The sequence below is a fragment of the Lysobacter sp. CA199 genome (assembly GCF_052078715.1).
Taxonomy (GTDB): Bacteria; Pseudomonadota; Gammaproteobacteria; order Xanthomonadales; family Xanthomonadaceae; genus Lysobacter.
In genome coordinates, this window is the sequence record NZ_JBQJIL010000007.1 from 118,645 (window position 1) to 144,496 (window position 25,852).

The 25,852-nt window shown below is 65.7% G+C and carries 19 protein-coding genes; 11 read left to right on the forward strand and 8 right to left on the reverse strand.

What is annotated here, in order from left to right:
- Positions 1 to 80: 80 nt before the first annotated feature.
- The 3 genes from ACTOWJ_RS13840 to ACTOWJ_RS13850 form a co-directional block, all read right to left on the reverse strand.
- The gene (locus tag ACTOWJ_RS13840) at positions 81 to 2,645 is read right to left on the reverse strand and encodes a TonB-dependent receptor (protein ID WP_441335446.1); all 2,565 of its coding nucleotides are present in this window, start codon (positions 2,643 to 2,645) and stop codon (positions 81 to 83) included.
- Positions 2,646 to 2,985: 340 nt separating this feature from the next.
- Complete coding sequence (locus ACTOWJ_RS13845) at positions 2,986 to 5,652, reverse strand: TonB-dependent receptor (protein ID WP_441335213.1); 2,667 nt, start codon at positions 5,650 to 5,652, stop codon at positions 2,986 to 2,988.
- Positions 5,653 to 5,866: 214 nt separating this feature from the next.
- The gene (locus ACTOWJ_RS13850; RefSeq protein WP_441335214.1) at positions 5,867 to 6,928 is read right to left on the reverse strand and encodes a glucokinase; all 1,062 of its coding nucleotides are present in this window, start codon (positions 6,926 to 6,928) and stop codon (positions 5,867 to 5,869) included.
- A gap of 406 nt (positions 6,929 to 7,334) precedes the next feature.
- On the opposite strand from ACTOWJ_RS13850, the gene ACTOWJ_RS13855 reads away from it, so the two are divergent.
- The 8 genes from ACTOWJ_RS13855 (at position 7,335) to ACTOWJ_RS13890 (ending at position 16,070) form a co-directional block, all read left to right on the forward strand.
- Positions 7,335 to 8,651, forward strand: a complete 1,317-nt coding sequence (locus ACTOWJ_RS13855; protein WP_441335215.1) for a sugar MFS transporter — start codon at positions 7,335 to 7,337, stop codon at positions 8,649 to 8,651.
- A gap of 311 nt (positions 8,652 to 8,962) precedes the next feature.
- The gene (locus ACTOWJ_RS13860) at positions 8,963 to 9,769 is read left to right on the forward strand and encodes a lysophospholipid acyltransferase family protein (protein ID WP_441335216.1); all 807 of its coding nucleotides are present in this window, start codon (positions 8,963 to 8,965) and stop codon (positions 9,767 to 9,769) included.
- A 7-nt stretch (positions 9,770 to 9,776) separates the two neighbouring features.
- Complete coding sequence (locus ACTOWJ_RS13865) at positions 9,777 to 10,766, forward strand: YheT family hydrolase (RefSeq protein WP_441335447.1); 990 nt, start codon at positions 9,777 to 9,779, stop codon at positions 10,764 to 10,766.
- Positions 10,767 to 10,926: 160 nt separating this feature from the next.
- Complete coding sequence (locus ACTOWJ_RS13870) at positions 10,927 to 11,550, forward strand: hypothetical protein (RefSeq protein WP_441335217.1); 624 nt, start codon at positions 10,927 to 10,929, stop codon at positions 11,548 to 11,550.
- A gap of 294 nt (positions 11,551 to 11,844) precedes the next feature.
- Positions 11,845 to 13,917 (forward strand): tetratricopeptide repeat protein, encoded by a 2,073-nt coding sequence (locus ACTOWJ_RS13875; RefSeq protein ID WP_441335218.1) that lies wholly within the window; start codon positions 11,845 to 11,847, stop codon positions 13,915 to 13,917.
- A 195-nt stretch (positions 13,918 to 14,112) separates the two neighbouring features.
- Positions 14,113 to 14,739: a YbhB/YbcL family Raf kinase inhibitor-like protein gene (locus ACTOWJ_RS13880; RefSeq protein ID WP_441335219.1), complete on the forward strand. Its 627-nt coding sequence runs from the start codon at positions 14,113 to 14,115 to the stop codon at positions 14,737 to 14,739.
- A gap of 4 nt (positions 14,740 to 14,743) precedes the next feature.
- Positions 14,744 to 15,508 carry an SDR family NAD(P)-dependent oxidoreductase gene (locus tag ACTOWJ_RS13885; RefSeq protein ID WP_441335220.1) on the forward strand — a complete coding sequence of 255 codons (765 nt, stop codon included), beginning with the start codon at positions 14,744 to 14,746 and terminating at the stop codon, positions 15,506 to 15,508.
- 76 nt (positions 15,509 to 15,584) lie between these two features.
- A complete protein-coding gene (locus ACTOWJ_RS13890) occupies positions 15,585 to 16,070 on the forward strand; it encodes an RDD family protein (protein ID WP_441335221.1) in 486 nt (161 codons plus the stop codon).
- A gap of 79 nt (positions 16,071 to 16,149) precedes the next feature.
- Here ACTOWJ_RS13890 and ACTOWJ_RS13895 read toward each other — a convergent pair whose 3' ends face one another.
- From ACTOWJ_RS13895 to ACTOWJ_RS13910, 4 genes are all read right to left on the reverse strand, one after another.
- The gene (locus tag ACTOWJ_RS13895; protein WP_441335222.1) at positions 16,150 to 16,917 is read right to left on the reverse strand and encodes a peptidase; all 768 of its coding nucleotides are present in this window, start codon (positions 16,915 to 16,917) and stop codon (positions 16,150 to 16,152) included.
- Positions 16,918 to 16,945: 28 nt separating this feature from the next.
- The gene (locus ACTOWJ_RS13900) at positions 16,946 to 17,740 is read right to left on the reverse strand and encodes a transglutaminase family protein (protein WP_441335223.1); all 795 of its coding nucleotides are present in this window, start codon (positions 17,738 to 17,740) and stop codon (positions 16,946 to 16,948) included.
- Positions 17,741 to 17,746: 6 nt separating this feature from the next.
- On the reverse strand, positions 17,747 to 18,688 hold the full coding sequence (locus ACTOWJ_RS13905) for an alpha-E domain-containing protein (protein ID WP_441335224.1): 942 nt from the start codon (positions 18,686 to 18,688) through the stop codon (positions 17,747 to 17,749).
- A 67-nt stretch (positions 18,689 to 18,755) separates the two neighbouring features.
- On the reverse strand, positions 18,756 to 20,168 hold the full coding sequence (locus tag ACTOWJ_RS13910) for a circularly permuted type 2 ATP-grasp protein (RefSeq protein ID WP_441335225.1): 1,413 nt from the start codon (positions 20,166 to 20,168) through the stop codon (positions 18,756 to 18,758).
- A 591-nt stretch (positions 20,169 to 20,759) separates the two neighbouring features.
- On the opposite strand from ACTOWJ_RS13910, the gene ACTOWJ_RS13915 reads away from it, so the two are divergent.
- The 3 genes from ACTOWJ_RS13915 to ACTOWJ_RS13925 all read left to right on the forward strand — a co-directional run bounded on the left by ACTOWJ_RS13915 (position 20,760) and on the right by ACTOWJ_RS13925 (position 24,830).
- A complete protein-coding gene (locus ACTOWJ_RS13915) occupies positions 20,760 to 22,964 on the forward strand; it encodes an XVIPCD domain-containing protein (protein WP_441335226.1) in 2,205 nt (734 codons plus the stop codon).
- Positions 22,964 to 23,878, forward strand: coding sequence for a hypothetical protein (locus ACTOWJ_RS13920; RefSeq protein ID WP_441335227.1), 915 nt, complete (start codon positions 22,964 to 22,966; stop codon positions 23,876 to 23,878). Before ACTOWJ_RS13915 ends, ACTOWJ_RS13920 begins: the two co-directional genes overlap by 1 nt.
- Positions 23,879 to 24,218: 340 nt before the next feature.
- Positions 24,219 to 24,830: a hypothetical protein gene (locus tag ACTOWJ_RS13925; RefSeq protein WP_441335228.1), complete on the forward strand. Its 612-nt coding sequence runs from the start codon at positions 24,219 to 24,221 to the stop codon at positions 24,828 to 24,830.
- Between the two features lie 85 nt (positions 24,831 to 24,915).
- Here the strand turns inward: ACTOWJ_RS13925 and ACTOWJ_RS13930 are convergent, their stop codons facing one another.
- Complete coding sequence (locus ACTOWJ_RS13930; protein ID WP_441335229.1) at positions 24,916 to 25,755, reverse strand: DUF4377 domain-containing protein; 840 nt, start codon at positions 25,753 to 25,755, stop codon at positions 24,916 to 24,918.
- Positions 25,756 to 25,852: the final 97 nt, after the last annotated feature.

Sequence of the window (25,852 nt, forward strand, 5' to 3'; positions counted from 1 at the left end):
GCGAACGATCGCTCGTCGTCGCGTCGCGCCGGCTTCGCAGCCGGCGCGCGCGGTGCCGCATCGATCGCCGGACGGGCCGATCAGAACTTGAAACGGAACGAGGCCATGAAACGGCGGCCGGTGTGGAAACGCTGCGCCACCAGTTCCTCGCGGCCCAGGTACTGCTTGTACTCGGAGTCGAGTAGGTTCATGCCTTCCAGCGCGACCGTCAGGCGGTCGTCGAAGGTCCAGCTCACGCTCGCGCCGAGCTCGGCGTAGTCGTCCACGCTTGCCGGCGGTGCGCCGGCCACGTAACCGCCGGCCAGGTAGTCGCTGCGCCAGTTGTAGCTCACGCGCGCGGTCAGCGGGCCGTGCTCGTAGTACGGACTGATCGCCACCGCGTCGCGCGACTGATACGGCAGGTCGGTGCCGTTGGCGCCTTCGCCGTCGGCATAGGTGTAGTTCGCCGTCAAGCCGAAGCCGGTGTCGCCGAAAGGCTGCTGGTAGCTGACGGTGAAGCCCTTGACCTTGCCCTTACCGGCATTCTCCGGACGGGTGATGCTGTAGTCGCAGAAACCGTCGGTGGTGCAGCCGTTGGTGCCGACGATGCGCGACTGGTAGAACGCCGGCGCGGTCTGCGCGTTGGAGTTGAACTGACGCTCGATGTTGGAAACGCTGAGGATGTAGTTGCCGATGTCCTTGTAGAACACCGACGCCGCCAGCACCGACTGCTCGGCGAAGTACCATTCCGCCGACAGGCTGTAGTTGGTCGACTCGTAGGCATCGAGCTCGGCGCGGCCGCCGGTGCCGGTGAAGGTGTTGTCGTTGAGGAAGGTGTTGCGCACCAGCTGGTTGTACGGCGCCCAGGCCACGACCTTGGCCGCGCCGAAGCGCAGCAGCACGTCGCTGCCGGTGTCGTAGACCACGTTCAACGACGGCAGCACGAAGTCCTGCTTCTTCGAGGTGCGGCGTTCCTTCGAAGCCAGGTTGTCGAAGCTCGGCGCGCCGCCCGGCTCGTAGGCGAAGCCGTCGGTCTTGGACTCGACATAACGCAAGCCCAGATTGCCGCGCCAACCGCCCGTGGCGAAGTCGGCCTGCACATAGGCGCCGGTGTTGTTCTGCTCGATGTTGTAGGTGTTGTTGAGGAAGCTGCCGGCGTCCGGACGCAGGATGTCGCGGTACTGGTTGACGTAGTCGATCACGTTCTGGCGACCGACCTGGACGTGACGGCCCGAGCCGGCGTTGAGATCGCGCATGTTGGCCGGGTTGATCGTGCCGACGGTGACCAGATCGGCGACCGGCAGGCCGACGTAGACGTTCTGGCGATAGTCTTCCTCGTGCTTGCCGCGGCGCACGCCGAACTGCAGGCTGTTGAACACGCTGTCGAAACGGATGTTGAAGTCCAGCTGGCCGTAGGTGTCCTTGGTCTCGGTGTCGATGACGCCGTAGTTGCCCATGAAGCCGTCGCCGGCCCAGTTGGCCGGGTTGCTGGCCGCCGCCGGGTTATCGAAGGTCAGGCCGCGCTTGAGGTCCCAGCTGTAGCCGCCGGTGTACACCGGCTCGATGAACCACTGCTCCAGCGAGTTCTCCGACTTGCTGTGGCCGACCTGGCCGGACACGCCCCAACGGTCGGTCTGGAACTTGCCGGTGAGGTCCACGCCCTTGGTGGTCGGCTCGGAGGCGCGCACGTTGTTGTCGTAGAACACCGGGTTGGCGTTGCTGTGGCCGCCGGCGCCGACGCCGCCGGTGGTGGTGATGCGATCCACCGCGCCCGGACGCTGGGTCAGGAAGTTGTAAACCGACTGGTTGTAGTTATCGAAGCTTTCCTTGATGTACAAGCCGCTGAGGTTGAACTCCAGTTCGTCGCTGGGCTTGAACTGCAGATTGACATTGGCGCTGTCGCGCTCGCGCGTCTGCTGGAACCAGGCGGCGTTGACGAAGTTGGGCACGTCGATGCCCGCGGCCGCACCGGTCTGGTTGGGGAAGGTGTTGGCCTTGACGTAGCCGAACACTTCCACGCCCTGGCGATCCACCGCCTCTTCGTAATGCTGGGCGGCGATGTTGAAGCCGAAGCGCTCGTCGGCGTTCTTCCAGCTGTATATCAACGAGCCGCTGGGACGGGTGTCGCCGCCCTGATCGTTCTTGTTGAAGCTCAAGGAACCGGCGACGGAGTGGGCGTCCATGTCCAGCGGCTTGCGCGTGTGCATCAGCACGGTGCCGCCGAGGCTGCCCTCGGTCAGGCGCGCTTCGGAGGACTTGATCACTTCCAAGCGGCCGAGCACTTCCGGCGCAAGCAGGGTGTAGTCGAAGCCGCGGTTGGGCTGCTCGCCGTACAGCCAGATCGACTGCGCGACCGGATGTCCATCGAGGAAGCTCAGGTTGAGGCTGGGATCGGTGCCGTCGATGCTGACGCGCTCGCCCTGGCCGAAGCGCCGATCCAGGACCACGCCTGGAATCTGCGACATCGCCTCGGCGACGTTGGTGTTGGCGAACTTACCGATGTCCTCGGCGGTGATCGCCTCGGACACGGTCACGTTGGCTCGCTTGGTGTCGAGCGATTTTTCCAGGCTGGCGCGGATGCCGGTGACCACGACCGTGTCCAGGTCGGTGGCTTGGCCCGCGTTCGCCGGCGGGGCGTCCTGGGCCATCGCCAGGCCGGGCCCCATACACAATACCGCGATGATGCTGGCAGACAGGATGGTCTTGCGCGCTTTCATTAACTGTTCCTCCCTCGGGCGGTGATGGCTCGGCGATCGTCCGGTGGCCGGTTCGTCGCGAAGTCCGGTTTTTCGATGCGTAACGTCTGGATCCGATCCGTTCCGGTCGCGGGCGAAGCCGCGTCCGGCGTTGCGTGTTGCCGACTGCGCGGCGGAGCCGGTGGCGCGTTCGCCGTCGCCGGCGCGCGCTGGTCCCGCGCTTGCTGCTTCGATCGCGCCGCCGCGTGGAATGCCCGGCGGCGCGTCGTTTACCGCTTCGTCCACGGCGATGCCGCGGACGAATGCCGGGTCAGAACGAGAAACTCAGCGAGGCCATGTAGCGACGGCCGCTGGTGTACTCGTTCAAGGGCAGGCTCTTGTCGCCCAGGTACTGCGTGTACTTCTCGTTGAGCAGGTTCTGCGCGTCCAGGCGCGCGGTGAGGTGCTCGTTGAACGCCCAGCCGACGCTGGCGCCCAGATCGGTGTAGTCGTCCACGCTCGCCGGCGGCGCGCCGGCCACGTAGCCGCCGGCCAGGTAATGGCTGCGCCAGCCGTAGCTGATGCGCGCGGTCAACGCGCCCTTCTCGTAGTACGGGCTGATGGTCACCGACTGTTTGGACTGGTACGGCAGCTCGTCGCCTTGTTCGCTCTTGCCCTTGGCATAGGTGTAGCTGCCGGTGAAGCCGAAGCCGGTTTCGCCGAACGGCATCTGCAGGCCCAGATTGAAGCCCTTGATCGTCGCCGCGCCGCCGTTGCGCGGACGCAGCACGGCGTAGTCGCAGAAGCCGTCGGCGGTGCAACCGTTGCGGCCGAGCAGGGCGCTGTTCCAGCGCGCCGGATCGATGTCGCGCAGCGAGTTGAAGTTGCGCTCCACGCCGTTGTCCAGGTTCACGAAGTTGCTGATGTCCTTGTAGAACACCGACAGCGCCAGCGCCGATTCGGGCGCGAAGTACCACTCCAGCGAGGCGTTGAAGTTGTTCGATTCGTAAGGATCGAGCCTGGAGTTGCCGCCGGTGCCGGTGAGCAGGCCGTTGTCGAGGAAGGTCGAATCCACCAGCTGGCGGTACGGCGCCCAGGCCACCACTTTGGCCGCGCTGGCGCGGATCACCCAGTCGTCGGCCAGGTCGTAGACCAGGTTGAGCGAAGGCAGCAGGTAATCGTTCTTGTTGCGGCGGGTGGTCCACCATCCGGCCTGCGCCGGCAGCACCGGTTGCGCGCCGCCCAGCTCGTAGCTGCTGGTACGGATGTCGGCCTCGACCCGGCGCAGGCCGACGTTGCCGTGCAGGCGGTCGTGGCTGAAGTTCAGCTGCGCATAGGCCGCGGTGTTGGTCTGCTCGACGTGGAAGGTGTTGTTGAGGTAGTTGCCCGCGTCGCTGTTGTTGAACGAATAATCGATGTTGCGGCTGTTGACCCAGTTGATCACGTCGCTGCGGCTGAGCTGCAGATGGCGCGCATGGCTCGGCGAAAAGCCGCCGAATTCCTTGAGGATGTCGGTGTAGCCCGAGGTGCCGATATCGGCCAGGGTGGTGTCGGCGGCGATGTCGAACACGTTGAGGCTGTTGGACTCCTCGTGCTTGTGCCGGCGCAGGCCCACTTCGAGCTGGTTGAAGAAGCCGTTGAAGTTGACGCTGAAATCGACCTGCGCGTACTGGTCCTTGGCTTCGATCTGGAAGAAGTTGACGTTGCCGATCGAATCGGTCGCGCCCCAGTTGCGCGGATCGCGAGAGCCGGTGACGTCGTCGAAGAACACGCCCTTGCCGATGTCCCAGCGGTAGGCGCCGGTGTAGGTCGACTGCAGCAAGTACGTGCGCATGTTGTCGTTGGTGGCTTTGCTCGTGCCGACCTGACCGTCGATCTTCCAACCGTCGCCGCGGAAGCTGCCGCGCAGGTCCACGCCCTTGGTTTCCACTTCCGATACGCGCGCGTTGGCGTCGTAGAACACCCGCGCGTCGGGGCCGGAGTGGCCGCTGGTCACCACGTTGTTGGCGCCGAGCTTGAGCTGATCGACCGAGCCGGCGCGATCGCTGAGGAAGTTGTAGACCGACTGGTTGTAGTTGTCGAAGCTTTCCTTGATGTAGAGCGTGTCGAGGTTGAACTCCAGCGCGCTGGTCGGCTTGTACTGCAGATTCAGCGCGACGCTGTCGCGCTCGCGGTCCTGCTGGAACCAGGCGGCGTTGACGAAATTCGGCACGCGCGCGTCGGCCGGCACTTGGCTTGCGGCGTTGGGATAGGTCGACGGCGCGACGTAGCTGAAGATCTCCACGCCCTGGCGGTCGACGCGTTCTTCGTAATGCTGCGCGGCGACGTTGAAGCCGAAGGTTTCCTCCGCGTTCTTCCAGCTGTACAGGCCCGACACGCTGGGTTTGCCCTTGCTGGCCTGATCGTTGTAGCTGTAGCCCAGGGTGCCGTTGAAGGTGTTGGCGTCCAGATCCAGCGGCTTGCGCGTATGCATCAGCACGGTGCCGCCGAGGCTGCCTTCGGGCAGCTTGGCTTCCGGCGATTTGTACACTTCCATGCGGCCGATCAGCTCCGAGGCGATCAGGGTGTGGTCGAAGCCGCGATTGGGCTGCTCGCCGTGCAGCCATGGCGTTTGCGCCAGCGGATGGCCGTCGAGAAAGGTCAGGTTGAGGCTGGGATCGGTGCCGTCGATGCTGACGCGTTCGCCCTGGCCGAAACGCCGGTCGATGGTGACGCCGGGAATCTGCGTCATCGCCTCGGCGACGTTGGTATTGGGAAACTTGCCGATGTCCTCGGCGGTGATGGCTTCCACCACCGCGTCGGCGTTGCGCTTGGTCTCCAGCGACTTCTGCAGACTGGCGCGAATGCCTTGCACTACCACCGCGTCGATGTCGGTCGCGTCCTGCGACGGCGTCGCAGCCGGTTCGGTCTGTTGCGCCTGCTGCGCGAGCGCGATGCCGGGGCCCATCGTCAGTGCCGCGAAGATGCTGGCGGACAGGATGGTTTTGCTTGCTTTCATTGGCTACTCCTCCCTCGGCGGTGGGTGGCTCGGCGATCGACCGGACAGACCCAGTTCGTCGCGAAGTCCGGTTTTGCTTAGTTGGGCGTGCAACTGGATGTTCCAGAACCGGTTCGGGCAAGCCGTTGCCCGATGTGCAGCGATATGCAGCGATGTTTTGCGCGAGACCGCGATCGCGCATGCGCCTTCGCGCTCGCGCGATCACGCCGCGTGCTTACTGCGGGTGTTGCCGCGGCGCGGCGAGAGCGTCTTGCTCCGTCTGCGCCAGATGCTCCAGGTACCAGCTCGCCGCCCCGATCACGCCGAGGCGTTCGTTCTCGATCAGCCGCACCGGCACGCGCTCGAGCACCGGACGCATCACGCCCTTGTCGAGCATCCGCGTGTGGAACGCGCTGTCGGGCACGAAGTCCTTGAGTTGCGGCAGGATGCCGCCGGCGATGAACACCGCGTGGGCACGGCTGATCACCACCAGATCGCCGATCACGCTGCCCAGCAGCGCGCAGAAGGTCAGCACCGCTTCGCGCGCGATCGCTTCGCCGCGGCGGGCCGCTTCGGTGATCGCCGCCGGCGCGCGCAGCGATGCCTCCACGCCGCTGAGCGTGCACAACGCGCTGTAGAGGTTCACCAGCCCGGGGCCGGAGACGAAGTATTCGGTCGGCACGTGGGTCTGACCGCGCTGCTGCGCCAGGCGCAGCATCTCCACTTCGCGCGCGTTGCCCGGCGCGAACGCGGTATGGCCCGGTTCGGTGGGCAGCACCACGGTGGACTTGCCGTATGGAATGCGTACCGCCGCGCCCAGACCGGTGCCCGGACCGATCACCAGCACCGGACCGGGCGTGGCGTCCGATTCGCTGACCCCGGGGGTCAATAGCGTGGAGTCGGCCGGCGCCATGCACTGGGCGGCGTTGGCGTTGGCCTGGAAATCGTTGATGACCAGCACTTCGTGCAGGCCCAGTTCGCTGCGCAGCTGCGATAGCGAGATGCGCCAGGGAAGATTGGAATTGACCACCTCGTCGTCGAGCACGACGCCGGCGGTGGCGATCACCACCCGGTCCACGCCCACGCCGTTGCCGGCGATGAACTCGGCCAGGATCGCGGCCAGGCCGGGGTAGTCGGCGCAGACGTACTTGCGGTGAGCGAGCACGGCCACGGTGGATTCGCCGCCCTGACCCGGACGCACCAGGCCGACGCGGGTGTGGGTACCGCCGACATCGGCGGCGATGAAGGTGTTCGTGTTGGCCGGCGCGGCCGGAGTGAGCCGGGGCGCAGCGCTCATGCGCGCACCCGAACGTCCGGCGCGATCGCGCCGATGGCTTGCCCAATCCCCAATCGCCCTGCCTTCAACAGCCCGTACCACTGCATGCGCCCTCCACGGCTGCCCATCGGTGTCCCCCTGGCGGCGCCGAGAGTGCTCTGGGTTTGACAACGTTGTCAACAATCGCGCGAAAAACTGTCATCCGGTCGCGCAAACCGCGCGCTCGGACCAATTTTATTGATGCGCCGCAACATACCGTCGCGCGCTGGAGATCACGTTCTGGCGCGGGTTTGAGCTGAATCGGCGGGGTTCGGTTGGCAGGACGCGGTGACTTGTGACAACGTTGGCCGGTCGCTTGTCGTGCCGGTCAACCGGGACGGGCGCACGCGCGGCGGGCGTCACCCGCTTCTCTGGGAGGGGATGTCTCATGTCGGTTTCCAACGCCAGCGCTCAGCCGCGGTATCTCGGCTCGATCGCGATCATCGGCGCGCTGTTCTTCGTATTCGGCTTCGTCACCTGGCTCAACGGGCCGCTGATCGCCTTCGCCCAGCTGGCCTTCGATCTGGACGAGGTCGGCGCCTTCCTGGTGCCGATGGCGTTCTATCTGTCGTACTTCTTCCTGGCCGTGCCGTCCTCGGCGATCCTGCGCCGCACCGGCATGAAGCGCGGCATGGCCCTGGGCCTGCTGGTCATGGCGATCGGCGCGGCGGTGTTCGGCGAGTTCACCACCCAGCGCTGGTACCCCGGCGCGCTCGGCGGGCTGTTCGTGATCGGCGCGGGCCTGGCGGTGCTGCAGACCGCGGTCAATCCCTACATCAGCATCCTCGGCCCGATCGAGGGCGCGGCCCAGCGCATCGCGGTGATGGGCATCTGCAACAAGGTCGCCGGCATCCTGGCGCCGATCGTGCTCGGCACGATGGTGCTGCACGGCATGGGCGATCTGGCCGAGCAGGTCAAGGCCGCCGATCCGGCGACCAAGGCGCAACTGCTCAATACCTTCGCCGCCAGCATCCACGGCCCGTATCTGATGATGGCCGGCCTGCTGGCGCTGCTCGCGGTGGGCGTGCTGTTCTCGCCGCTGCCGGAGTTGCGCGCCGAGGAGGCCAACCGTTCTTCGGCCGATGCCGGCGGCAGCCGCGCCAGCCTGATGGCGTATCCGCATCTGTGGCTCGGCGCGCTGTGCATCTTCGTCTACGTCGGCGTGGAAGTGATGGCCGGCGACGCCATCGGCACCTACGGCCACAGCTTCGGCCTGCCGCTGGACAAGACCAAGTTCTTCACCTCGCTGACCCTGGGCGGGATGTTGGTGGGCTACGTGGTCGGTCTGATCGTGATCCCGCGCTTCATCTCGCAGGAGCGTTATCTGAGCCTGTCGGCGGTGCTGGGCGTGCTGCTGACGATCGGCGCGTTCGTCACCCACGGCTATGTGTCGGTGGGTTTCGTCGCCGCACTGGGCTTCGCCAACGCGATGATGTGGCCGGCGATCTTCCCGCTCGGCATCCGCGGCCTGGGCCGGCATACCGAGGTCGGTTCGGCGGTGATGATCATGGGCATCGCCGGCGGCGCGGTGGTTCCGCAGCTGTACGCGGTGCTCAAGCAGCACCTGGATTTCCAGCTGGTGTTCCTGCTGCTGATGGTGCCGTGCTACCTGTACATCCTGTACTTCGCCAAGATCGGGCATAAGGTCGGCCTGCGCGATCGCGCGGCGGCTTCGGCGGGGGCGGTGGCGGCTTCGTCCAATTGAGGGCGCTGGGGGACGCTAAGAGCAAATCCCCCCTGCCCCCCTTTTTCAAAGGGGGGAATCCCTCGGGTGGGATGCGTTTAGGTGGATGGGTTGAGCGGCTCGGATGCCGCTGCGGTTCCTCCTCGAATGCCCCAGATCGCCTTCCTCCTTTGAAAAAGCGGGGCAGGGGGATTTGCTTTGCGAGGCTAAGCCCGCCCCCATCCCATTCAGCCCAGAACGAGCGGTCAAATTTTCACCAAAGCGTTTCAAACACCGTCCGTCTCTGAAATCGCCGCTGGCCGCTGCGACGGCGCTTCGGTATCGTGCACACAATGAATGCGCCGCCTCCCCACGCCGGCGCGGTCGCGCCCTCCGGCGCATCGACCGCGCGCGTGCTGCGTTACCTGATCCGTGTGCCCCTGCTGGTATGGCACCTGCTCATCCACCTGCCGCTGGTCCTGCTGCTGATCACTCTGCCGACCGGGCGAATCGCGCTGGGCGCCGAAACCCTGGAAGAACGCCTGATCCGGGGCTGGGCCGGCGGACTGATGCGGATCTTCGGTTTCAGCCTGCGCCGGGTCGGCACGCCGCTGCGCGGGGCGACCTTGTTCGTCGCCAATCACGTCAGCTGGGTCGATATCGAGATCCTGCACAGCCAGCGCATGATGGGCTTCGTGGCCAAGCGCGAAATCGCCGGCTGGCCGGTGGTGGGCTGGCTGGCCGCGCGCGGACAGACCATCTTCCATCACCGCGGCAGCACCGAGTCGCTCGGCGGGGTGCTGCACGAAATGCTCTCGCGCCTGCGCGCGGGCCATTCGGTCGGCGTATTTCCCGAAGGCGGCACCCGCGGCGGTCGCGAGATCGGCCCGTTCCACGCGCGCATCTTCCTGGCCGCGGTCGAGGCCGGCGTGCCGGTGCAGCCGGTGGCGCTGCGCTACGGCGAGCGCGGCGACGCGCAGGCCGTTGTCGCGTTCCAGGGCAAGGAAAGCTTCTTCGCCAACTTCCTGCGTCTGCTCGGCGAGCCCGGGCGAGTGGCGGAAGTGCACTTCCTGATTCCGATCGGCCCGGGCGAAGCCGACGGCCGCCGCCGCATCGCCGAATTGGCGCGGCAGCGGATCATCGAGGCGATGGCGAGCTGAGCCCATGTTGACCGCCGCCGACTACGCACCGCCGCGCTGGCTGCGCAACGCGCACGTGCAGTCGATGCTCGGCTCCAGCCCGTTGCGCCGGCGCAATGCCGAACGCCGCTTCGCGCAGATGGGCGCGCATACCCAACCGCATCTGATCGAAACCGCCGACGGCGTGCGCCTGCACGGCCTGCACAGCGCCATGCCCGGCGTCACGCCGCGCGGTCTGGTGCTGTTGCTGCACGGTTGGGAAGGCAGCGTGGATTCCAACTACATGCGCCTGACCGCGGCGCAGTTGCTGGCGCGCGGCTTCGAAGTGTTCCGGCTCAACTTCCGCGATCACGGCGACACCCATCACCTCAACGAAGGCCTGTTCCATTCCAACCGGATCGAGGAAGTGGTGCAGGCCACCGCCGAGATCGCGCGACGCTTTCCGCTGCGGCCGCTGTCGGTGGCCGGTTATTCGCTGGGCGGCAACTTCGCCCTGCGTCTGGCCCTGCGCGCGCCCGAGGCCGGGCTGCCGCTGGCTCACGTCGCTTCGGTGTGTCCGGTGCTCGATCCGGCGCGCACCATGGAATCGATGGAAACCGGGTTGCCGATGTACCTGTGGTACTTCGAGCGCAAATGGCGCGATTCGCTGGCGCGCAAGCGGGAATTGTTCCCGACCACCCACGACTTCGACGATCGTACCCTGGGTCTGCGGATGCGGCCCTTGACCCAGTGGATGGTCGAGCGGCACACCGATTTCGGCACCCTGGACCGCTATTTCGACGGCTATTCGGTCGCCGGCCAGCGGCTGGCGCAGTTGCAGGTGCCGGTGAGCATCCTGATGGCCGCCGACGATCCGGTGATTCCGCTGGCCGGTTTCCACGAACTGGAATTGCCGGCGAACGCGCGGCTGGAAGTGGCGTCTTGCGGCGGGCACTGCGGCTTTCTCGAGAACGCGCAGCTCGACGGCTTCGCCGAGCGCTGGATCGCCGACCGCATGGCCGCGCTGGCTTCGGCCTGAGGCCGCGGCGCGATGCCGGACGCGGCCCGGTGCTTGGTCATCGATCTGTCGTCGGTAGCGCCGAGCATGAGCGACGCAGCGTGCATCAAAGACGCGATGGCGCGCGCCGATGACGGCGACTCGCTCAACCTTCTGTTTCACCGATAGGGAACCCGCCGACATGCGAATCGATTCTCCGAAATGCCTCCTGTCGACAGGCCTGGCGACGATGCTCGCGAGCGCGGCGGTCGCTGCCGCAGAACTTCCGACGACGCCGGCCGAACGCGCCAAGCTCTACGCCGACGCAGTGGCGCAGGCCAAGCAGCGCTACGCCGAGTCGGTGCGGGCGCAACCGCTGTTGAAACCCCAGCCGCGGCCCTGCGGCTTGCTGCTGGTGGCGTTGATGCCGCCCGAAGGCACCGAATGGAACTGGAGCGGCGCCTGCAAGGACGGCGCGGCCGAAGGCACGGGCATCGCCGACGTGTACTACGACGGCAAGCACAAGTGGCGCTACATCGGCGCGATGTCGGCGGGCGCGCGCAGCGGCGCCGGCGAGATGCTCGGCGCCTCCGGCTATCGGGTCAAAGGCGACTACGCCGAGGACGAGTTGACCGGCCAAGCCTATGTGGTGGATGTCGATTGGCAGACGGTCGGGAAAATCACCTATGTCGACGGCACGCGCGAAGGCCCCGCGTGGTATGCCAGCGGCGACGGCAGCGGCTCGCAGGGGCGTTATCGCGACGGCACCCAGGTCGACGGCGTGCGTTATCCATACGAAGGCGGGGTCGAAAAGGTCGGCAAGTAAAGCGCCGTCGCCGCGTGCGCTCGATCCGGGCGCGAAGCGCGCGGCCCCGATCGCCGGCAGCGGACGCTGGAGCGCCGCCGGCCGCGCGAACCCGCGTGGTGCGCATCGCGGCGTGCATCTAAGTCGTTGATAAAACTGCCATATCGGGCAAGAGGCCGGCATGCGCGCGCGGCCGCCGCGGACAATGCGAAATCGACCGCGCGGGCGGACGCCTTTGCGCCGAAGCCGGAAAAGGCGCAAATCCACGCGCGCCCCTACAATCGCCTTCTTGTCCCTGCGCGAAGCACGTCTCTTATGTACGAACCCATCCTCGACGCCCTGCGTCGCGGCGCGACGGCGGAGGCCCTCGCCGTCGCCGAACAGCTCGTCGGCGAGCAAGCCAACGACGCCACCGCGCACCGCCTGCACGCCGCCGCGCTGCGCCTGGACGGCCAACGCGAGGCCGCCGTGGCCGCGCTGGACCGCGCCATCGGCCTCACGCCCGAGGATGCGCAACTGCATCTGGAACGCGCCGGCGCCCTGCTCGACGGCCGTCAGCTCGACCAGGCCCAGGCCGCGCTGGCGCAGGCGATCGGACTGGATCCGAATCAGTTCCCGGCCTACGTGGTCAAAGCGCAGTTGGCGATCGTGCGCGGCGACCTCGACGAAGCCGAGCGCCTGGGACGCACCGCCGCGCGCATCGCGCCCAATCATCCGCAGGTCGCCGCGATCGAAGGCGCGCTGGCGCTGCGCCGCGGCGATGCCGACCGCGCGCTGGCGATCCTCAGCCACGCCGCCACGCTCGCGCCGGACGATCCGCAGGTGCTGCACAGCCTGGGTTTCGCGTATCTGGCCAAGGGCCATCTGGCGTTCGCCGAGCAGGCCTTCATCGCGTTGGCCCAGCGCAGTCCCGACCAGCCCACGCTGCAACTGCTGATCGCCGATCTGCTGCGCCAGCAATCGCGTTATGTCGAAGCCGCCGACCGGATCGAGCCGCTGACCCGGCGCGAAGACGCCGGATTCGGCGTGCTGCGTTGGGCCGGCGAACTGGAGCTCGACGCCGGCCGCAACGAACGCGCGCTGGCGTTGCTGCGCAGCCCGTTCGCCGCGCATCCCTACGACCCGCGCACGCTCAACGCGATCATGGAAGCCTGGCGCCGACTCGGCGCAGTCGATGATGCGCGCCAATCGCTGGAAAGCGCGCTCACCGCGCATCCGCAGCAGCCCGATCTGTGGCGCGCGCGGCTGGTGCTGGAGCCGTTCGCCGAACCCTCGGCGCTGACGGTCGTCGAACGTTGGCAGCAGGCCATGCCCGAACATCTGGCCGCGTTGGAAGCGCGCGCGGCCGTGCACGATCACCTCGGCGAACACGATCAAGCCGAAGCCATCGCCCGGCGCATCGTCGAACTCAGCCCGGGCGACGTGGCCGCGGAAATGCGCATCGTCCAGGGCCTGACCGAACGCGATCCCGACGCCGCCGCCGAACGCGTCGAGCGTTTGATCGGCATGGCCGCCGATCCGGCCGCCAAGCGCGAACTGCGGCAACTGCTGGGCCGCACCCTGGATCTGGCCGGGCAGCCCGAGGCCGCCGCGGCGACCTGGGCCGAACTGCATGCCGAAGTCGTCGATCAGCGCCTGCCGTTCAATCCCATCAGCAAGCGCGGCGGCGACGATTGGCCGGCGCTGACCCGGATCGAGGAAGGCACCCGCGGCATTCTGTTGCTGTGGGGCGCGCCCGGCTCGCGCGTGGAACGCATCGCCCAGGTGCTCAGCGCCATCGGCGCACCGCTGCTGGTCGACCGCTACGGCCCGCAACCGCCGACCGATCCGATGCAGCGCTACGGCACGGTCGACGAATTGCTCGCCGGCACCTTGGATCCGGCCTTCCTGATCAAGCTGTATCGCGCCGCCTTGCCCGCGCGCGGCGCCGCCGACGGCCCGATCTTCGACTGGCTGCTGTGGTGGGACAACGCGCTGCTGCGCGCGCTGCGCCCGTACCTGTCCGAAGCTTTCCTGCTGATCCCGATCCACGATCCGCGCGACATGCTGCTCGACTGGCTGGCCAACGGCAGCCCGACGCCGTACGCGCTGCCCTCGCCGGAAGAAGGCGCGCGCTGGCTGGCGCAGACGCTCGAACAGGTCGCCGATCTGCACGAGAACAATCTGTTCCCGCACAACCTGGTGCGCCTGGACCAAACCGGCGAAGACCCGGGCGCGATCGCGCAGATCCTGGCCGACAGCTTGCGCGTGCAGGTCTCGTTGCCGGGTGGCATCGCGATGAGCGAGCGGCTGCCGGCCGGACGCTGGCGCGCCTACACCGGCGCGCTGGGCGAGGCGCTGGCGCTGCTCACGCCGGTGGCCAAGCGCTTGGGTTATCCGGAGGTCTGAGTCGGCGACGGCCGACGACGGCCGCCGCGATCGCTTAACCGGTTCGTGACGGCCGCGCGGCGGTTTTGCTCGAAATGTCCAGAGCGGTGTGATCGTCGCGACCGGCGGTCATCGCGCCGGGGTATCGTCCATCGCTCCACCGTGAACCACACGCTGACTCGGCGCGAGCTCCGCGCCGTCCATCCAGGAGTCCTCATGCGCATTCACAGCAACAGCTTCCAGCACCGTCAACGCCTGCCGGCCGAGTTCGCCGCCGGCCAGCCCAGCGGCGACGGCTACGGCTTCGCGCCGAACCGCAATCCGCATCTGTCTTGGGACGAAGTGCCGCAGGGCGCGCGTTCGTTTGTCCTGCTGTGCATCGATCCGGATGTGCCGACCGTGGCCGAGATGGTCGGCCGCAGCGACGTGCAGATTCCGCTGCATCAGGTGCGCGCGGATTTCGTTCATTGGGCGGTCGCCGATATTGCCGCCGACGTGCGCGAGATCGCGGCCGGCAGCTGCAGCGACGGCGTGGTCGCGCACGGTAAGCACGATCCGTCCGGTCCGCGCGGCGCGCGCCAGGGCATCAACGATTACACCGGCTGGTTCGCCGGCGATCCGGACATGGCCGGCGATTGGTACGGCTACGACGGCCCGTTCCCGCCGCCCAACGATCTGCGCCTGCACCGCTATTTCTTCCGCGTGTTCGCGCTGGACGTCGAACGCCTGCCGCTGGACAAGCGCTTCACCGCCGCCGACGTGTTCAACGCGATGCACGGCCACGTGCTGGGCCAGGCGTCGATCTACGGCACCTACTCGCTGAATCCCGCGGTGCAGGGTTGAACCGATGAGTTCGGCGCGGGTCGCCTTGATCAGCGGCGCCAGCCGCGGCATCGGCGCGGCGATCGCGCGCGAGCTGTCGGCGCAGGGCGTGTCGCTGGCGCTGACCGCGCGCTCGCTCGGCGAACTGGAAGCGCTGGCCGCGCAGTTGCCCAACCCGGCCTGCGCGCTGGCGGCCGATCTGTCCGAGCCGGCGGCGGCCGCGGAACTGGTTCAAGCCACTCTCGCGAGGTACGGCCGGCTCGACATCGTGGTCAACAACGCCGGCGCCACCCCGCGCGGCGATTTTCTCGGTTTCAGCGACGCCGACTGGGACGCCGGATTCGCGCTGAAGTTCTTCGGCGCGATGCGGCTGTGCCGCGCCGCCTGGCCGGAACTGGTTCGATCGCGCGGCTGCATCGTCAACATCGCCGGCATCGGCGGCCGCACCGGCAACGCCGAGTTCGCGATCGGCGGATCGGTCAACGCCGCGCTGCTGAATCTGACCAAGGCGCTGGCCGATCGCGGCGTGGGCGAGGGCGTGCGGGTCAATGCGGTCAACCCCAGTTCGATCGCGACCGAGCGCACCCGGGTGCGGATCGACGCGATCGCGGGCGAGCGCGGCATCGACGCGGCCCAGGCCGCCGACGAGCTGGCGCGCCGTCTGGGCGTGGCGCGCTTCGGCGAACCGGCCGAAGTCGCGCGCGTGGTCGCGTTCCTGACCTCGGACGCGGCCAGCTACATGCAAGGTGCGATCGTCGATGTCGACGGCGGCCAGACCCGCACTTTGTAAGCGCGGGCCGATTCACCCATCGCCGCCCGCATCGCGATGCGCGAAGCCGAGCGCGGCGTTTTCACCGAGCAACGATATGAACGATCCGAACAATCCCTACGACGCGCCGCAAGCCCAGGTCCGGGCCGAGCGCATCGCCCAGTTGGTCACCGCCACTCGCGCCCAGCGTCTGGTCAATCTGTTGATCGATTCGCTGGTCTGCACCGCGCTGGTGCTGGGCAGCTTGAGCGTCTACTCCGCGTTCGATCCGACGGTGCTCAAGCTGTTGCAACCCGAGCCGAACGCGCCGTGGAACCCGACCATGTCGCTGATGATGCTCCTCGCCCAGTTCGTCTACTACGTACCGATGGAAGGCATGTTCGGGGTGACCTTGGGCAAGCTGGTCACCAGCACCCGCGTGGTCGATGAGCAGGGCCGCCCGCCGAGCTGGGGCCAGGTGCTGGGCCGCACCGCGGCGCGGCAGATTCCGTTCGAGCCGATCACGATCCTGTTCACCGGCGCCGCGCGCGCCGCGGCCTGGCACGATCGCTTGCCCAAGACCTTGGTGGTGCGGGCGCGCTGAGGGAGGCGTTCGGCCGCCACGCGAGCGAGCGGCCGGATTGCGTCGCAGCGTCGCCTGGAGCAAGCGCCTGCGCCGACGGCTAGCGCGGTTCCTGCCGGTTCCGGCCGGCGGCGGGCTCCCATTCGAACGACGGCAAACGCTCGAACGCGCTTTTGAGCGCACTCGACCAGCCTTCGGAAATCGAGCGGTAATAGGTGTCGTCAGGCTCTATCCGGCGCATCATCGCGACGCGTTGGCGGTCGTTCTCGTAGAACAGCAGGTCCAGCGGCAGGCCGACCGACAAGTTGGATCGCGTGGTGGAATCGAACGACACCATCAGCAGTTTCGCGGCTTCGGCGAAACTCATCGAACGGTCGAAGGCGCGCACGATGATCGGCCGCCCGTACTTGGTTTCGCCGATCTGGAAGTAGGGCGAGTCGGGCGTGGATTCGATGAAATTGCCTTCCGGGTAGATCAGGAACAAGCGCGGCTGCGAGCCGCGGATCTGTCCGCCGAGGATGAAGGACGCGTTGAAGCTGCTGTCGGCGGTCTGTCCGCTCGGCGCCGAGTCTGCGATGACTTCCTTGACGACGTTGCCCACCAACTGCGCGGTGCGGAACATCGACGGCGTATCGAACACGCTCGCCCCGGTTTCGGACGACTCCCTGGCGCGCTCATCCAGCAGGCCGATCACCGCCTGGGTGGTGGCGAGATTGCCGGCGGAAACCAGCACGATGAGCCGCTCGCCCTCCTGTTCCCACACGTGCATCTTGCGGTGCGCCGATACGTTGTCCAATCCCGCATTGGTCCGGGTGTCCGACATGAACACCAGACCGGCATCCAATTTCAAGCCGACACAATAAGTCATCGATTCGGTGTCCGAATTGTCCAGTGCCTTATTGTTCCACACGAATCTTGACGTCGAGCCGCTCCTGGGCGAGTCCGAAGGTCATGCCCGAGATCGGCATGGCGTCGCGGTAGTCGCGGCCACAGGCCAAGCGGACATAGTGTTCGTCGATGCAGATGCCGTTCGACGGGTCGAACGAGACCCAGCCCAGGTCGGCGACGTGCGCCTCCGCCCAGGCATGGCTGGCCACCTGGTCGGTGCGGTCGTTCAACAGCAGGTAGCCGCTGACGTATCGCGCCGGGTAAGCCAGCTCGCGCGCCACCGCGACGAAGATGTGCGCATGGTCCTGGCACACGCCCTCGCCCTGCAGATAGGACAATTCGGCAGTGGTGGACGCATCGGTCGAACCGGTGACGTAGGCCACGCGCGCACGGATCTCGCCCATGAGCCGGTGTAGCCGGTCCAGGTCAGAGGCGGCCGGAATCGACGCCGCCAGCTCCTTGAGGGCAGCTCCGGGCGTGGTCAGTGCGGTTTCCTGCGCGAACAGCCACAGCGGGGCGAGACTGCGATGCGGGCCGGTGACGCCGGCGGTATCGCAGGTCTCCACCTCGCCTTCGGCGATCACGCTTATGGCGTTGGCCGCGCCGTCGGCGCTGACCAGGCAGGTGGCATTGTCGAAATGATCGTTGTAGCGAAACTCCTCGACCGCGCCTTCCAGGCGGACCTGCCACGAGCGCACGGTCTGGCCGGGGTTGTCGCGCGGGATCAGGCGCAATCGTTGCAGCACATGGTGCATGGGCGAGGAATACAGGTACTGCGAGCGATGGGATATTTTCAGATGCATGGCAGATCACACGAAACGGTAGTGCTCGGCGACTTCCTGCCCGAGCCGGTTATTGTCGCGGATGAAGCTGGCAAGGAATTCGTGCAGCCCCGATTCGAAGATGTGCTCGATCGAGGTCACCGCCAGCTTCGCCATGTTTTCTTCCACCGCCAACAAGCGCGGGCCATCCTCGCCGTAGTCGCGGGCCAGGCAATCCAGGTGCTCCTTGATCATGCGGTAGCTGAAGGCCAGCGAGCGCGGCATGCGCGCGTTGAGGATCAGATAGTCGGCGATGTTGGAGGGCCGGTACTGCGTGCCGTAGACCCAGCGGTACGAGCGATGCGCCGACACCGATCGCAGGATCGATTCCCATTGCGAGGTGTCCAGGCTCGAGCCAACCCAATACGCCGACGGCAGCAGCACGTAGTATTTGACGTCGAGGATGCGCGCGGTGTCGTCGGCGCGTTCGATATAGGTTCCCAGCTGGGCGAAGTCGTAGATCTCGTTGCGCAGTTGGGTGCCGTGGATGGAGCCGCGGATCTGGGCGGTCTCGCGCTTGATCAGGTTCAGCACCGCCGGAAGGTCGCGCCCGTCGATGGGAGCGGACAGCGCGGACTTGAGCGCCATCCAGCCTTCGTTGATCGCCTCCCATGCGTCGCGCGTCAACGCCGTGCGCACCATGCGGGCATTCATGCGTCCGGCGTCGATGCAGGTCGTCACGCTGGACGGATTGCTGCTGTCGCGCAACATGAAATCGGTCACCGTGGCGACGGTGAATTCATCGTGCTTGTCCAAAAAAGCCGATTCCACGCCGGCGCTGACGATGACCGAACGCAGTTCGTCGGCAGCGCTTTGCGTCCGCATCAACGCGATGCGCAGCCCGGTGTCGATCAACCGCGCCGTGTTCTCGGCGCGTTCGAAGTAGCGGCTCATCCAATACAGACCGCTGGCGTTGCGTCCAAGCAGCATGGCGAAACCTCATTGCTTCGTTGAGTGGCTCAAGCGTCGGTCCGGTCCGGCCGACGCCAGGGCGTTTTCAGTCGTCCAACACCCAGGTGTCCTTGGTTCCGCCGCCTTGCGACGAGTTGACCACCAGCGATCCATCCTTGAGCGCGACGCGGGTCAGCCCGCCGGGCACGATCTGGATTTTGTCGGATACCAGCACGAACGGACGCAGGTCCACATGCCGCGGCGCCAGGCCGTTCGCAGTCAGGATCGGACACGTAGACAGCGACAGTGTGGGCTGGGCGATGTAGTTGGAGGGGTTCGCGCCGAGCTTGCGGCTGAAGGCTTCGATCTCGGCCTTGCTCGCAGCCGGGCCGACCAGCATGCCGTAGCCGCCGGAGCCGTGGACTTCCTTCACCACGAGTTCGTGCAGATGCTCTTTCACGTAGGCGTAGCTGTCGGCGTCGGAGCATCGCCAGGTCTGGATGTTGCCGAGGATCGGTTTGCGCCCGGTGTAGAACTCGATGATCTCGGGCATGTAGGAATAGACCGCCTTGTCGTCGGCGATGCCCGCGCCGGGCGCATTGGCGATGGTGATGCGGCCGGCGCGATACGCGTCCATGATGCCGGGCACTCCCAGGATGGAATCGGGATTGAACGTCAATGGGTCCAGGAACGCGTCGTCCACCCGCCGGTACAGCACGTCGATGCGCTTGTAGCCCTTGGTGGTGCGCATCGCGACATGGCCATCGACCACGCGCAGGTCCTGGCCCTCCACCAGCTGCACGCCCATCTGGTCGGCCAAGAACGCGTGCTCGAAATAGGCGGAATTGAAGCTGCCCGGGGTCAGCACGGCGATGGTCGGATCGTCGGGCGCGCCGGCCGGCCGCGACGCCGCCAGCGATTGACGCAGCAGCTGCGGATAGTTCTCGACCGGACGCACCTTCACCTGCTGAAACAGCTCGGGAAACAGCTGCATCATCGTTTCGCGATTCTCGATCATGTACGACACGCCCGACGGCGTTCGCGCGTTGTCTTCCAGCACGTAGAAATCGTTCTCGCTGATGCGCACGATGTCGATGCCGATGATGTGCGTATACACGCCGCCCGGCGGCCGCATGCCGATCATCTCCGGCAGGAACGCCGCGTTGCCGGCGATCAGTTGGCGAGGAATGCGCCCGGCACGCACGATTTCCTGGCGGTGGTAGATGTCGTCGAGGAAGGCGTTGAGCGCGTGGACCCGCTGCTCGATGCCTTGGGTCAGCCGCCGCCACTCGGCGCCGGAAATGATCCGTGGCACGACATCGAAAGGTATCAGCCGCTCGTGCGCGTCGTCATCGCCGTAGACGGCGAAGGTGATTCCGGTCTTGCGAAACACGACTTCGGCGTCGCGCATCTTCTCGGTCAGACGCTTGGCGTCTTGTTGTTGATACCAGCGGTCGTAGCCCTCGTAAGGATGGCGCAGTCCGATTCCCGCAGGCCGCATTTCATCGAATACGCTCATTTCTCCCCCGGATGTCCATGCCTGTGCCAGTACGCTGTCCCGCCTCGGCGAGGCTCGACCCGCCGCCGATCGTGTCCCTCGCCCGTCGCCCTCCGCTTCCCATGCTCGAACCGTGTCGAGCCGGTTCACAATCCGCGGTTGCCTTGCCCCAACCCTATCGCAAAGACGAGTCCCGGCGCTGCTCCCGACCCACCGCCCCGGCCCAGCAGGCGCGGATTCCTGCGAAAACCAGACCTGTCCCGGACCTGCGTGCGCCCAAACGAACGTGTAGCAGCTCTTGTGTACACCAAGTGAGGCAGGTCGCGCCACGACTATAGCCGCGGTGCGGCGGCGCTGAAAAAGCCCGGGCTCGTATGAGGCCGATCATCGCCCACTTGCGCACCAATAGCCGCCTTAAAGTCAACCAATCCGTGTCGTCGATGGGGTAAGAGAGGTGGCTGCTGCTGTCCTGGTAGAGCAACGGGCGGCCGTACGAATCGGCAAGTAATGTGACCATCTCAGCGTCTCTCCGTTTAAGAATCTTGCGAGCCAACGAGACGTCCAATCGCTTTGCTATCCTCGGTTCGAGTCTTGGCGAATAGGGACATTCAGATGGCGACACATGGCGAGCGGGTGGATACCCGCGATCTGGCCGCTTTGCTTGCGGCCACCGATGAACAAGGGCGCGTGGATCAGCTCGGTTACGAAGCTGAGCGCCTGATGCTTCACAACCGTCGAGTGGGCGGTGTTGACGCTGCGGGGCTCGTCAACGACTTGCAGCGATCGCCCGGTTACCGACAATTCGATCGGGACAATTTCCTCAGCGCAGTTGATCGCCGCCTGGAGACTCCAGCCGAGAAGCAGCGGTTCGCCGACGCGCTGGACGCCGCCAACATCACTGATAGCTATCTGGAGCGTCAGGGCGAACGGTTGGCGGAAGCTGCGGCAGTAGTCCGCGATCAAGCGGTCAAACAGTTCAAGGCGGCAGACCATGCGTTTGAGGACTTACGTGGCGCCGGTCAACAACACTTACGCGACATCGCGTCTGATCCCAACGCGAGCAGCGGCGAGAAGGCGGCGGCCGGCGCGGCGACAGTCATGCTCGGCATGCACCAATTCCAGGTTGGCGCTGCGCGAGGCGCCCTGACTCACGCCGCGCGCACCGTCGGCGACTTCGTCGATGTGGCACAGATGGCCGATCGGCTGGCCAAAGACCCCGACTACCGCAAGATGGTCGTCGGAATGGCGCGGATGTACGCCGCCGAGGTCATGGATGACTCGAAGAAGCCGATGACCGACGCCCAGGCGGCGGCCAGCGATGCGATGGAGAAGTGGGACAAGGGATTCAGAGATGCTCAGGCGAGGGGCACGGAGTCGGAATACCTGGGCGGCTCTGCTGGTGCGATTGGCGTGGAAATCGTCGCGAATCTAGTACCAGCGGGCGCGCTCGGCAAGTTCGGGAAGGCCGCCAAAGCGCTCGATACATTGGTTCCTGCGGAGCACGCGGTAGAGCTGTCGCGGGTAGGCGAGGTGGTCCGTGTCGACGGCCCCGACATGCACGTGCTCGGCAAGGCCGGTGAACTTGGGCGCGGCGTCCGTGAGCTGGCGGGCGACACGGCTAAAGCGGCCGAGACCGCCGAGGCGGTGAAGGAAATCGGCGAAGTCCTCGGCAAATTGAATCGAGGTATAGGGCGCGGCGGTAGCGCCGCAGCCGGCGCCCAGGAGTTCGCGGAAGGCTTAATCAACAGCGCCCGTAAGAACGGCGATCTCGAAGGGATCGTAAAAGCCGCGCACATGACGGATAACGTCGAGGGCTTGCTGCGCAGCGGCCAGCTCCGTCCGAAAGAACTGGGTGAGATCGCTAAGCTCGACAAGACCGTATTTGAAGGCAAGGTCAACTTTCAGGAAGCGCTCGACCATAGCTTGAAGGGTGTGGACCTAAAGACGCTGAGTAAGAAGCAGATCGGCGACATTGGCGAGGCCATCCAGACGCACAAGATGGTGGAGCAGGGCTACACCGAAATCATCGCAATCAAGAACAAATCCGGCCACGGGGTGGATGTCGTAGGCCGTAACCCCGATAGTCAAAAGTTGGAGTTCTTTGAAGTAAAGACTTCGGCTCAAGGGCAGGCAGTAGCTCAAAACATCGACAATCCTGGCGAGTTTATCGGGAAGCGGATCGCGCGTGCCATCGGCAATGAAGGCCAGTGGGCCTCGCATCGCACCATCGACGGGCTGCCCGACATTGCAGAGCGCATCCGTGTCGAAGCCTTCGACCAGAGCACCGGGGAGTTCACTGCGCAAGCCTCCTGGGTTCGGATCAACATAAGCAACGAGCCCGGCTCGCACAAGCTTCGCATCGATAGCCAGCAAACAGATCCGTGGGTTAAGCGGGAAGGCAGGCAGGCTGATGTAGAGCCGGCTTTCGACTACCTTCGGAACACTCCGGAATTACAAAAATTCCACGGCGCGATGACGGCTGATGGTCGATGGGATGGCCGCCAAATCGACAACATGTCAGCAGCGTTGTTGCGCGAATACACAGCGGACAGCGTAACCAAGAGCGTTGATCGAGTGGCGATTGCAACTTCGCCGACCACCGGTGAGACCAGTATTTTTGCGGTTTACTCGCCGCATGGAGATCGGGGGCCGCATTTCGATGTGCGCGTCAATGCAGCGCAAGCGGCCCAAGAGCCAGCCGAAAAGAACTTGGCTCAGGTGGAACAACTTAACCAACTGCAAGCTCTGGCGCAACAAGAGTCTCAACAGCGCAGCCAGGATGAACCTGGGCGCGGCGGACCGAGGATGACCGTGTAATGCCAAAGAAGTCCAGTGGAAGCCCGGCTTCCCCAGCTTGGCACCCGTCTTTAAAGAAGACCTTCAAAGGTGCTGAATTGTGGTGGCAGAACAACATGGTCAAGAAGGAGTCGCTCACTCTGCGTCTGGCTACGCTGCAAGCTGACCTAGACGCAACTGGTCAGTTTCGAACGTCGATCAATACCTTCTACATGCTCGGGCATACATATGCGATGCAGGCGTGTACGCCTGAGTCGATTCGTGATCCGGGAAGCTGGGCGCCTGCATTTAGCTACGCCGTTGCATTTCGAGCCATGGATTTTCGTCGGCAAGCCAGCTTGTCGCTCCCAATCGCTGAGCAGACTGTTTTTGCATTTTGGGCCAGCATGAAAGCGGCTGGGCCTGCGATGGTCTTGCACTGGGAGACAGCCGAGGTTCTCGCCGGGCTGCTTGTGGACATTGCCGAGAAAGACCTTAGGGTCAATCCAAATAAGAAGGATGGCTGGAGGCGAGGGACCAATGATGCGTTCCTTGTGTACCTATTTGCGGAAGCGTTTTCCATACGGACGAGCTACGGTCCAATGGACCTGCTAAAACAAGAGTATCGGGACGTTCTGACTCACTGGCGCACGACGGATATCTCCGCTTTTGCGGGTGCGATGAGCGCTGCAGCCGATTTTCACATCAGCCGCAGCCGGGACGGTACAGAGAAGACGACATACGAGTTCGAAACGTCTTTCGATCGGATTTATCCTGCCGAATTGCTAGCTGTGCAGGCATTGCGGCGCCGAGAAGGGCTGCCCGAGTTCGAGACTGGGCACCTCCTGATCGATACGCCTTGGTCGCTCATCCGCGACATGCCGGACGTAGAGCCTCATCCGCTGGCGATCGCGGCCCTGGCTCGACTCAAGGCAGACTATCCCGACTTCCGTTAGGGCAACTCCGTGCCACGCGCTTCTTCTCCTTGAGGCCCGGAGGGCACCAGAAGGCATCGACCCAGCGCTCCACTTCGTAGCAGGCATGCCGTACGTCCCGTCCCTGTCTCTGGCGTACAGCGTGTGATGCGTGCTCATGTGAATCATGATGCTCACCCTGCGCTTGTTGAGACAATCGCGCACTCGGGAGCAGCGCGAAACCGCCGGTTCGCGGCCTGCATACGCCACGGCCGGATTCCCCACGGCCTCCGCGCTTTGTTCTACTCTTCGGATTGCGGTACGGGCGCGGCCTGGCGGCCGCTGTTTCTGGAGCTTCATCCATCCACGGTAGGAAACCCTTATGTCGATCGCACGCAAGCCCTTCCACCTCGTCCTGTCCGCCCTGGTGTTGGCGTCGGTTTGGCAATCTGCGCCTGCCAAGTCGCCAGCCGCCAACGACGGCACCGCGCAGATGCAAGCCGCCTCGTCCTTGAGCTTCAACGGCGCGCGTTACGCACATCGCTGGTCCAAGGGCACCCAGAACGAATTCACTCCGGTGGGCCAGGAGAACCTGTCCAAGTGGCAGGACATGATCACGCTGGTGCCGCGGCAGGACGTGCAGGACGGCGGCGCGTTGGCGGGGCTGGCGGAAGCGTTGTTGGCGCAGTACAAGGGCGCCGGAAAGATCATCAAGACCGATTCGGTGCCGCTCACCGCCGACAAGCCCGCCGAGCATCTGATCGTGGCGCTGTTGCCCGGTAAGGGCTTCTTCGAGACGGTGTTCGTCCGCCTCAAGCTGGTCGACGGCGTGGGCGTGATGGCCATTTACGCCCATCGCAACTACGGCGAAAAGGCGGCCGAAGACTTCGGCGCATGGATCCAGGCCAACGGGCCGACGGTCGAACGCGCGTGGATGAGTTGGGACGGCATTCCCAAGCCCGCGGCGTTGAACGCGTTGCCGCAGAGCCCATGACGACGGTCTGGCGCGTCGTCGTGTGAAGGCGCCAGCAGCCGAGCAACCTCGGCCGCTGGCGTTGCGCTCGGCGCTCAGCCCCTAGTCAGCCCTTGGGCGGCGGAACCAGTTCGCTCTCGACCACCATGTCGAGCACGTACGCCACCGACGAAGCGTCGGCCGGCGGGTTCTTGATCTCGAACTGCTTGATCCGCACGACGTTGCGGATTCCGGCTTCGTGCTGATAGCCCTCGATGTCCTGATACAGGAAATGCCAGTCTTCGCTCGGCGCCAGAGCGACGCCGTTGGCGTCGTATTTGCGCTCGCGCACCCACAGGCACTGGTGGTTGGGTATCAGCGGATGCGGGCAGGTGCGGCGCTGCGCGTCGACTTCGAAGAACTTGGTGGTGCCGGCGCCGCCATAACGGGTTTCCGCGGTCGGCTGGCCGCTCAGGCTGAGCTTGGCGCCGCCGGCGGTGGTCAGCAGCAGGCGCGGTTGCGGCGCTTCGCCCTCGATCGCGAACTGGGCGGTGCCTTCCAGCAGCTTGGAGATCTCGCCGTCCATCTGCATCAGGCGCTGGTCCTGGCAGGCCATCAGCGTGGTCTGGAATTGCTTGATCTCAATGCGCTCGCCCTTGAGCGAGTACGCCGCGCCGACGTGGTTGCACCCGCCGCTCACGCCCAGGCGATCCTTGGCAAAGCTCAGCTGCAGGCCGTACTTGCCTTCGCGCTGCAGCACCGCGATCGGCTTGCCGGTGTTGTCGGTGGCGCTGTCGAGATTCCACTTGTAGCCGTCCAAGGCCACGCTGGATTTCGCCGTCGCGGCGGTGTCGCCGGCGGGCTTGGCGGCATCGCCGTCGGCGGTGTGCGAGGGCGCGGCGCAGGCGGCGAGCAGGGCCAGCGAAAGCGCGGCGGCGGAGAAGACGAGCGGACGAGTGATATTCATGGGGCGCAATGTTCCGATGTGCGTTGCGAAGATAGGATCAACGTAGCCGAGCGCCGCATGGGGTTGGCCGGGTTCAGCGGGCGGATAGCGGCGGGCG